Below are 6,640 nucleotides of genomic sequence, written 5' to 3'. Positions count from 1 at the left end.
AGAATAAAAGTCAATTAACATTATTAAAGTAAGGAGTAAAAGATGAGCGAAAATGAAAAATCAAAAGAGGATAATTATTTAGCGATTGGAATTGGCATAGGATTACCGTTAGGAGCGTTACTTGGGTTAATAATTTTTGATGAACTAGCAATTGGAGCTGGTATAGGCTTAATTTTCGGGGTAACATTTGGTACGGTATTTAACTCAAGTAAAAGTAAAAAAGAATAAGAAAGCACGTATCAGTACAACTAACGGGCGCAAGAATGGAATAATAATTGCGCCCACTTCTGCTTTAAAGGGCCATTAATTGAATAAGAAGAGGACAATCGAAAAGAAAATCTTAGCGGTCATATGTAATAAACTTAAGAAAACGTGAGAAAGGATTGATTTATAATGGAAAAGGTTACACCGTTTTTAATGTTTCAAGGTGGCAAGGCAGAAGAGGCGATGAATTATTACACATCACTCATCGAGGATTCAGAAATTACGAGTATCTCTCGCTACGGAGCAAATGAAGCTGGAGATGAAGGAACAGTAATGCATGCGATCTTTTCCATAAAGGGACGAGAATTTATGTGCATTGACAGTAATATAAAGCATGCGTTTTCCTTTACACCTTCGTTTTCCATCTATATCACTTGTGATTCCGAAGATGAGATCAATAATCTTTATGAGAAGCTTGTTACGGATGGACAAGCACTTATGCCGTTAGATGATTACGGTTTTAGTAAGAAATTTGGTTGGATAAATGATCGGTTCGGTGTCTCGTGGCAACTGAATCTTCCAAAATAAATTTGGTTCTATTGATTGATTCAGCATAATTATAAAAGTTCTGCTATCGGGCGCGAATTGGGTAATCGGGTAATCGTGTGGAAACCTCAAAAAACTTCATAACTAAACATACAGAAAGGAAGGATGTATCATGGCCAAACATAAAATCTATACAATGAGTGTCGCAAGTGTTTATCCCCATTATGTTACGAAGGCGGAGAAAAAAGGACGTACGAAAACAGAAGTCGATGAAATCATCCGTTGGTTGACAGGGTATAGCCAGGAAGAGTTAGAAGCGCAACTGGAAAAACAGACAGACTTTGAAACTTTCTTTGCGGAAGCTCCCCAATTGAATCGCGCGCGTGCTTTGATCAAAGGTGTGGTCTGCGGTGTCCGAGTGGAAGACATTGAAGAACCAACGATGCAGGAAATTCGCTATTTGGATAAGCTGATCGACGAGTTAGCAAAGGGAAAAGCGATGGAGAAGATTTTGCGGAAGTAATAAACTGATGAATTAGCCCCTTTTATCTTCTAAAATCCTTAACATTGCAAATCCGCATTTCCTTCACGTTACCTTATTGGTAAATGCGGTGGCAACAAATTGTAAATCTTGTGGCAATCGATGGTGAAAAACATGACAGAAGTGGAACATTTTTAAGGCCGCGAATCACAGTGTAAATAGATTACTGGCTTATGGTCTTCAACTATGTTTGTCATAATGCGTTCTGAAAAACAGCCGCTGGGTTGTTTTTCTTTTTTACATTATTTTTTAGATAGACAGGGACCTGTACTAGACATAAAACATGTGTTCGTATATAATGAAGACAATTCAACAACTATAAAGGATGTGGTAAAATGGTAGCACAGGTAGCTGTTCTGGAGAAACCGGCCAATTATCAGGTGAAAACGCCGGATTATGATGCTCTCTGGAAGAAGTTGATTGAAGAATTATTTGAGGAATTTATGTTGTTTTTTGGACCAGATCTGTATGAACAAATCGACTTTTCCAAAACACCTGATTTCCTTAAGCAGGAACTGTACAAAGAAATTATTCAGGAAAAGAAAGGCCGAATGATTGCCGATCAAATAGTGAAAGTGTATTTGAATAGCGGGGAGGAAAAATGGATATTAGTACATGTGGAAGTCCAAGGTAAAGAGGAAGAGGATTTTGGCAAGCGGATGTTTCGATATTTTTACCGGATCTATGATCGTTTTGACCGGGAAGTCTATGCAATTGCACTTATAACTGATCAGTATGCGAAAAATCAGACGAATGGATTTCACTATAATTTTTATGGCACCAAAGTTGATTACACATATAATATCTATCATTTTAAGGAAAATAATATCGAAAAGCTCGAGCAATCAACCAACCCATTTGCAGCCGCTGTCATCGCAGGAATTTATGCCACTAAAACAAAAACGAATGCATCTAAACGTTATATTTTTAAACGAAAATTGATGATTCAAACATTACAGAAATTCACTTCACAACAAGAAAAATCTCGCACATACCTATCAGCATTATTTTACTTCATTGATTATTTGCTCCAAGTTCCAAAAGAATACAGTCAGCAATTGAAGAAAGATATCATTCCATATTTAGGAAAGGAGGTTGCACAGAAAATGCGTGCAGAAAAAACAGATACATCTCAAACTTTAGCGGAGATATTTGAGGAGATGAGGGAAGATGGCAAAAAAGATGCATTGAGCAAGGTGGTTTTTGAATTAATCAAAGAGGGCTTTACCAATGAACACATTGCTAGGATAACGAAATTAGAGCTTGATGAAGTAGCAGAACTAAGGAAAACTTTTTCAGCATGATAGGAGAAACGAAACTGACCGTTGGGTTAGTTTCGTTTTCATATTATTACGGTAGGATAGATGGATCATTCATATTTAGAAAGAAAGTGAGGTTGCACAGAAAATGCGTGCAGAAAAAACAGATACATCTCAAACTTTAGCGGAGATATTTGAGGAGATGAGGCAGGAAGGAGAGGAAGTAGGAATTGAAAAAGGTATGGAAAAAGGAATGGAACAGGGAAGAAAAAATGCATTAAGCCAAGTTGTCTTAGAATTAATCAAAGAGGGCTTTACCAATGAACACATTGCCAAAATAACGAAATTAGAACTTGATGAAGTAGCAGAATTAAGAAAAACGTTTTTAACATGATAGGAGAAAATGACCGGTGGAGTTGGTTTCATTTTCACAAAGATCAAAAAATAGGTAAGGGGTGTGAATGACCTTTATATGAAACTGATGATTATATCACTATTATCCATATTTATAATTTCCTTTTTATTATTATTCAGATTTATACACAATAGAAATAGAAAAGAACCGGAAGCAGAAAAGATGAACCTCTTTCTCGTTCTTTTTGTTGCAATGGTACTTGCTTTACTCCCAACAGTAGCAATCGGACTTGTATTGTTTGTTTTGCTTAGTTCAACCAGCGCGGTTAATATGATTTTTTCGCTACATGTGGGCAATGATCAGCTTATTATGTTCGCTATTTCTTTACTTGTCTATTTATTTTCCATTGATAGCCTCCTAGAATTAATCGTGAAACATGTAGTGGGTAAAAACCTATTATATTTTATTGCATTACTACTTATACGAACGCTCGCTGCCTATACGATAGGGAAAATCATTGGTCTTGACCAGACAATAAGTTTCACAATTGCAGCAGGAGTAGCTTTTATTATTTTCTTATTTGAATGCTTGTATTATTCGCGAGGACTGAAGAAACAAAATATAAATATGAATAGGTGAAGGTCTGCACAATTGCATGCAGGCTTTTTTAATTTGGTTATTTATCGGGATAAGGCAGGTCAGTGATGCTAAGAATTTGAATTTGTTTAACAATTCAATATTATTATGTTAACATGTAAGTACATTATAATAAAATAACTTTGATGTAATAACGTAACAACATATATACCGTATTATCATTCAAACAAAAATGGATGTGATTATGATGGCGGATAAAAAGACGCGCAAAGTAACACAGATGGGAAATAGTTTAGGAATTGGTTTGCCAAAAGATATTGTTGCTGCTTTAAACATCAAACGTGGCGATGAGATCGAATTTGAAGTGCAGGACAATCGTATGATGTTAAGCAAAAAGACAAGTTTGGAAGACCAGGTGGATGTTGAAATGATGAAAATGCTTTCTGAGACGTTTAAAGAACATCACCGTGTATTTGAAAGGTTAAAAGACAGGTGATGAAATGAATTATTTACGTGCAAGAGATGTAACATTAATCCACTTCATCGTCATGAAAAAATATGGGGAGGAGGGAACAGCTGGAATAAAGGATGAGGGATTGTTGGAAACGGCAGTACACCGTCCACAGCAATCTGTTTTAGGTGAGGATGCGTATCCCTCTTTATTTGATAAGGCCAGCGCATTATTTGAATCATTGGCGGGAAATTACTGTTTTTATAATGGAAATGTGCAAACGGCATTTGCTGTACTTGACATTTTTTTAAAGAAAAATGGTTTTAAACTAAAGCAAAATGATCAAGAAGTGAAGGAATTCGTAACGCTGGTTGCCGGGGGGAGGGTTCCTTTGCCTTATATCGCTAATTGGCTAGAAGAAAATACGAAAAAAGGTATTTGAGTGTTCTTACACAACCCAAGTTAATAGGCAAGTAATTACTAGGCTTTCAACCAATAATATCAGAAAATTCTTTTTCCCACTTACTTCTTTAGTAGAAGAATAGATCCGGAAAGTAAAGCCGATAATGCTAACAATGATAAACGCAAGCACAAAGGTTAATACAAATTCATATATCATACAATCTCTCCAACCTCTTATGTCAATTTGCTATTATTTTAACATTTTTTACCTACTGAGCCAACGATTGCATAGATATTTGAATATATTATGAAGGGAGAAATAGAGCATCTAAATGGGGATGAGTTTCTATATTGGTATTCCATACAGGGTGACGGTGGGCAGGAAGTAGAGCAATCAGAGCATTGGATAGATAAGAGGCATTTAGAATTTTGGGACGAGTGTATTGACGAAACCTATAGGCCAATTGACTTAAAAACAGAAGTCGTTATGATTCCTGAAAAGGTAAGAAACAGTATGGAGTAAATTTTGCTCCGGCCAATGAAACGAGACCTCTTCAAGTGAGGTCCCGTTTATTTATTTTTTCTGATCTGTTTTCTTCACAGCTTCCTGTGTTAAACGCCTATTTTCCAAGCCCTTATCACTAAATGCGTTATCACTGTTCAAGCGATTCTCGACTGGTCCGCCATCTATATTGTCATAACCTCTGGCTGTTTTTTCTGTGTTGTTTTTGTCCACTATTTTCACTCCTGCATTTAATGTTAATATCGTTATTATTTCTCTCTGTAAAATTCCTATACTTGGTTTTATTTTGTGGCCATTTTAACAAGGTAGTCACTCTTTACCAATTATATTCTCAATCGCTTCGGTTACTATCAGTAGGAGGTGTTTGGAAATGGCGAAGAAAAAAGATGACAACCAAGAAAATATTAATGTTGAACTCGGTGGCATGGGTCTTTACGGGACGACATCGAATATGGAAATTGCAGGTTATAAGGCTTCTGGCGATATTGAAAACGCTGGAAAATTGGATAAAGGTTTCAAAAAGGAAGAAGGCCATCGTGGTGCAACCGCATCATGGAAAGGAAAGCACCAAAGAGATTAATATTGGTTGGAAAATTTGCAGATTGAGGGGGACGACTCAATCAATTGAATACGAAAGCAGAAAATACCGTTGAAACGTTATTTTCTGCTTTTTTTAGTTATTGTCTATTCCAAAAGCGCTGCTTAGCAACTGCAGAGACAAAATCCTTTCCGAAGTTTGGATTATTTGCGGCAAAAACAACACCGGCTAAATTATTTTCCGCTGATGACTGAATAAAAGACTGCCCGGTCGTAGCAACACCAATTGGTTTATAATGTTTATATGCTACTTTTGTGTAATACATAACATCCTGAAGAAATTTTGCTTCATTTTTAGAGCTTCCACCAACGACGTAAAGCGAGTCAAGCAGGTAAGGGCTAGTTGTCAGGAACGTCTGGTCGACTTCAATCGTTGTACCATCCGCCCCTGTAATCGTACCAAGCGTTTCACTTACAATATCTATAAAAACCCCGCATTGCTGCAAGTAGTTAAGCACATTTGTTACCTCTTGCCCGTTAAAACCATTGCCAATTAGTACACCTACTTTTTGTGTATATGCGTAACTCGGTGAACTGAATATGCTAAGAGAAGGGTGCTTGTTGAAACAGGAACATTATTCCCGCTTGGGCGGTCTACACCAACATTATCGGCAATCGTACATGCCATCTCTTTATCAACGTTCACAAGCAGATTAACGGCTTGTTGACGGACAAATTTCCTTTTTACTCTTCCAATCTGATAGCTAAGTGATTCAAGCAAGTGCTGTTTTTCTTACGGTACTGATCCAGTTGTTCTTGTTTGGGGTTTTTATTACTAAGAAATTTTTAAATCCATGCCACCTAAACACTAATACATACGATTGTAACGGTGAAAGAGGAAATAAATCGGATAATTTCGGATGGATTTTTTCTTCTGCATAATTCGGTTTCTTTTTTACTATAAGCAGTGATGAAAGGGGGAGAGGGATGTGCAATGTCACACATTATCGGTTAAGGAAGTAGCACTTTATTTAGGGGTTCATACGGATACGATCTACACCATGGTAAGGCTTAAGCAAATTCCGCATGTAAAATTGCGAAATCGTATTTTGTTTACGCAAGAGACAATTGACGAATGGATGCAGGATCAGGCAAGGGAAAATATAGACAACTGAGATAATAGACAGTCCACCTCCACGCTTGTATTGCAGTGGGGGTACTAGTC

Annotated in this window: 14 protein-coding genes and 1 pseudogene; 11 read left to right on the top strand and 4 right to left on the bottom strand. The window is 36.9% G+C overall.

Annotated features, from left to right (window positions below):
- Positions 1 to 42 precede the first annotated feature (42 nt).
- From ACW2QC_RS03790 to ACW2QC_RS03755, 8 genes are all read left to right on the top strand, one after another.
- Positions 43 to 228, top strand: a complete 186-nt coding sequence (locus ACW2QC_RS03790; RefSeq protein ID WP_457542635.1) for a glycine zipper family protein — start codon at positions 43 to 45, stop codon at positions 226 to 228.
- A 165-nt stretch (positions 229 to 393) separates the two neighbouring features.
- A complete protein-coding gene (locus tag ACW2QC_RS03785) occupies positions 394 to 792 on the top strand; it encodes a VOC family protein (protein WP_457542634.1) in 399 nt (132 codons plus the stop codon).
- A gap of 130 nt (positions 793 to 922) precedes the next feature.
- Positions 923 to 1,273 (top strand): DUF2200 domain-containing protein, encoded by a 351-nt coding sequence (locus ACW2QC_RS03780; protein WP_457542633.1) that lies wholly within the window; start codon positions 923 to 925, stop codon positions 1,271 to 1,273.
- A 353-nt stretch (positions 1,274 to 1,626) separates the two neighbouring features.
- Positions 1,627 to 2,595, top strand: a complete 969-nt coding sequence (locus tag ACW2QC_RS03775) for a hypothetical protein (protein WP_457542632.1) — start codon at positions 1,627 to 1,629, stop codon at positions 2,593 to 2,595.
- Between the two features lie 103 nt (positions 2,596 to 2,698).
- Complete coding sequence (locus ACW2QC_RS03770; protein ID WP_457542631.1) at positions 2,699 to 2,944, top strand: hypothetical protein; 246 nt, start codon at positions 2,699 to 2,701, stop codon at positions 2,942 to 2,944.
- Positions 2,945 to 3,127: 183 nt separating this feature from the next.
- Positions 3,128 to 3,544, top strand: a complete 417-nt coding sequence (locus tag ACW2QC_RS03765; protein ID WP_457542630.1) for a hypothetical protein — start codon at positions 3,128 to 3,130, stop codon at positions 3,542 to 3,544.
- A 202-nt stretch (positions 3,545 to 3,746) separates the two neighbouring features.
- A complete protein-coding gene (locus ACW2QC_RS03760; RefSeq protein ID WP_457542629.1) occupies positions 3,747 to 3,998 on the top strand; it encodes an AbrB/MazE/SpoVT family DNA-binding domain-containing protein in 252 nt (83 codons plus the stop codon).
- A 4-nt stretch (positions 3,999 to 4,002) separates the two neighbouring features.
- Positions 4,003 to 4,395, top strand: a complete 393-nt coding sequence (locus ACW2QC_RS03755; RefSeq protein ID WP_457542628.1) for a type II toxin-antitoxin system death-on-curing family toxin — start codon at positions 4,003 to 4,005, stop codon at positions 4,393 to 4,395.
- Positions 4,396 to 4,401: 6 nt separating this feature from the next.
- On the opposite strand, the gene ACW2QC_RS03750 is transcribed toward ACW2QC_RS03755, so the two are convergent.
- Positions 4,402 to 4,572, bottom strand: coding sequence for a hypothetical protein (locus tag ACW2QC_RS03750; protein WP_457542627.1), 171 nt, complete (start codon positions 4,570 to 4,572; stop codon positions 4,402 to 4,404).
- A 105-nt stretch (positions 4,573 to 4,677) separates the two neighbouring features.
- Between ACW2QC_RS03750 and ACW2QC_RS03745 the strand changes: the two are divergent.
- Positions 4,678 to 4,878 (top strand): annotated as a pseudogene (locus tag ACW2QC_RS03745) (DUF6176 family protein); the annotation flags it as partial.
- A 51-nt stretch (positions 4,879 to 4,929) separates the two neighbouring features.
- Here ACW2QC_RS03745 and ACW2QC_RS03740 read toward each other — a convergent pair.
- The gene (locus tag ACW2QC_RS03740; RefSeq protein ID WP_457542626.1) at positions 4,930 to 5,091 is read right to left on the bottom strand and encodes a hypothetical protein; all 162 of its coding nucleotides are present in this window, start codon (positions 5,089 to 5,091) and stop codon (positions 4,930 to 4,932) included.
- Between the two features lie 157 nt (positions 5,092 to 5,248).
- Between ACW2QC_RS03740 and ACW2QC_RS03735 the strand changes: the two genes are divergently transcribed.
- Entirely contained in the window at positions 5,249 to 5,458 is a 210-nt protein-coding gene (locus ACW2QC_RS03735; protein WP_457542625.1) for a hypothetical protein, read from the top strand.
- A gap of 97 nt (positions 5,459 to 5,555) precedes the next feature.
- Here the strand turns inward: ACW2QC_RS03735 and ACW2QC_RS03730 are convergent, their stop codons facing one another.
- Both ACW2QC_RS03730 and ACW2QC_RS03725 read right to left on the bottom strand, forming a co-directional pair.
- Positions 5,556 to 5,933 carry a hypothetical protein gene (locus ACW2QC_RS03730; RefSeq protein WP_457542624.1) on the bottom strand — a complete coding sequence of 126 codons (378 nt, stop codon included), beginning with the start codon at positions 5,931 to 5,933 and terminating at the stop codon, positions 5,556 to 5,558.
- A gap of 44 nt (positions 5,934 to 5,977) precedes the next feature.
- Positions 5,978 to 6,196, bottom strand: a complete 219-nt coding sequence (locus tag ACW2QC_RS03725) for a hypothetical protein (protein ID WP_457542623.1) — start codon at positions 6,194 to 6,196, stop codon at positions 5,978 to 5,980.
- A gap of 208 nt (positions 6,197 to 6,404) precedes the next feature.
- On the opposite strand from ACW2QC_RS03725, the gene ACW2QC_RS03720 reads away from it, so the two are divergent.
- Positions 6,405 to 6,590, top strand: coding sequence for a helix-turn-helix domain-containing protein (locus ACW2QC_RS03720; RefSeq protein ID WP_457542622.1), 186 nt, complete (start codon positions 6,405 to 6,407; stop codon positions 6,588 to 6,590).
- Positions 6,591 to 6,640 lie beyond the last annotated feature (50 nt).

Source organism: Virgibacillus sp. FSP13, from assembly GCF_054048505.1.
The sequence above is the reverse complement of the archived record's forward strand: the minus strand, read 5'-3'. Positions and strand labels throughout refer to the sequence as shown.

Bases quoted from the DNA above. Each gene is read 5' to 3' on its own strand.
- ACW2QC_RS03770 (WP_457542631.1), top strand. From the start codon at position 2,699: ATGCGTGCAGAAAAAACAGATACATCTCAAACTTTAGCGGAGATATTT.
- ACW2QC_RS03765 (WP_457542630.1), top strand. From the start codon at position 3,128: ATGAACCTCTTTCTCGTTCTTTTTGTTGCAATGGTACTTGCTTTACTC.
- ACW2QC_RS03755 (WP_457542628.1), top strand. From the start codon at position 4,003: ATGAATTATTTACGTGCAAGAGATGTAACATTAATCCACTTCATCGTC.
- ACW2QC_RS03760 (WP_457542629.1), top strand. From the start codon at position 3,747: ATGATGGCGGATAAAAAGACGCGCAAAGTAACACAGATGGGAAATAGT.
- ACW2QC_RS03775 (WP_457542632.1), top strand. From the start codon at position 1,627: ATGGTAGCACAGGTAGCTGTTCTGGAGAAACCGGCCAATTATCAGGTG.
- ACW2QC_RS03785 (WP_457542634.1), top strand. From the start codon at position 394: ATGGAAAAGGTTACACCGTTTTTAATGTTTCAAGGTGGCAAGGCAGAA.
- ACW2QC_RS03735 (WP_457542625.1), top strand. From the start codon at position 5,249: ATGGCGAAGAAAAAAGATGACAACCAAGAAAATATTAATGTTGAACTC.
- ACW2QC_RS03790 (WP_457542635.1), top strand. From the start codon at position 43: ATGAGCGAAAATGAAAAATCAAAAGAGGATAATTATTTAGCGATTGGA.
- ACW2QC_RS03780 (WP_457542633.1), top strand. From the start codon at position 923: ATGGCCAAACATAAAATCTATACAATGAGTGTCGCAAGTGTTTATCCC.
- ACW2QC_RS03750 (WP_457542627.1), bottom strand. From the start codon at position 4,572: ATGATATATGAATTTGTATTAACCTTTGTGCTTGCGTTTATCATTGTT.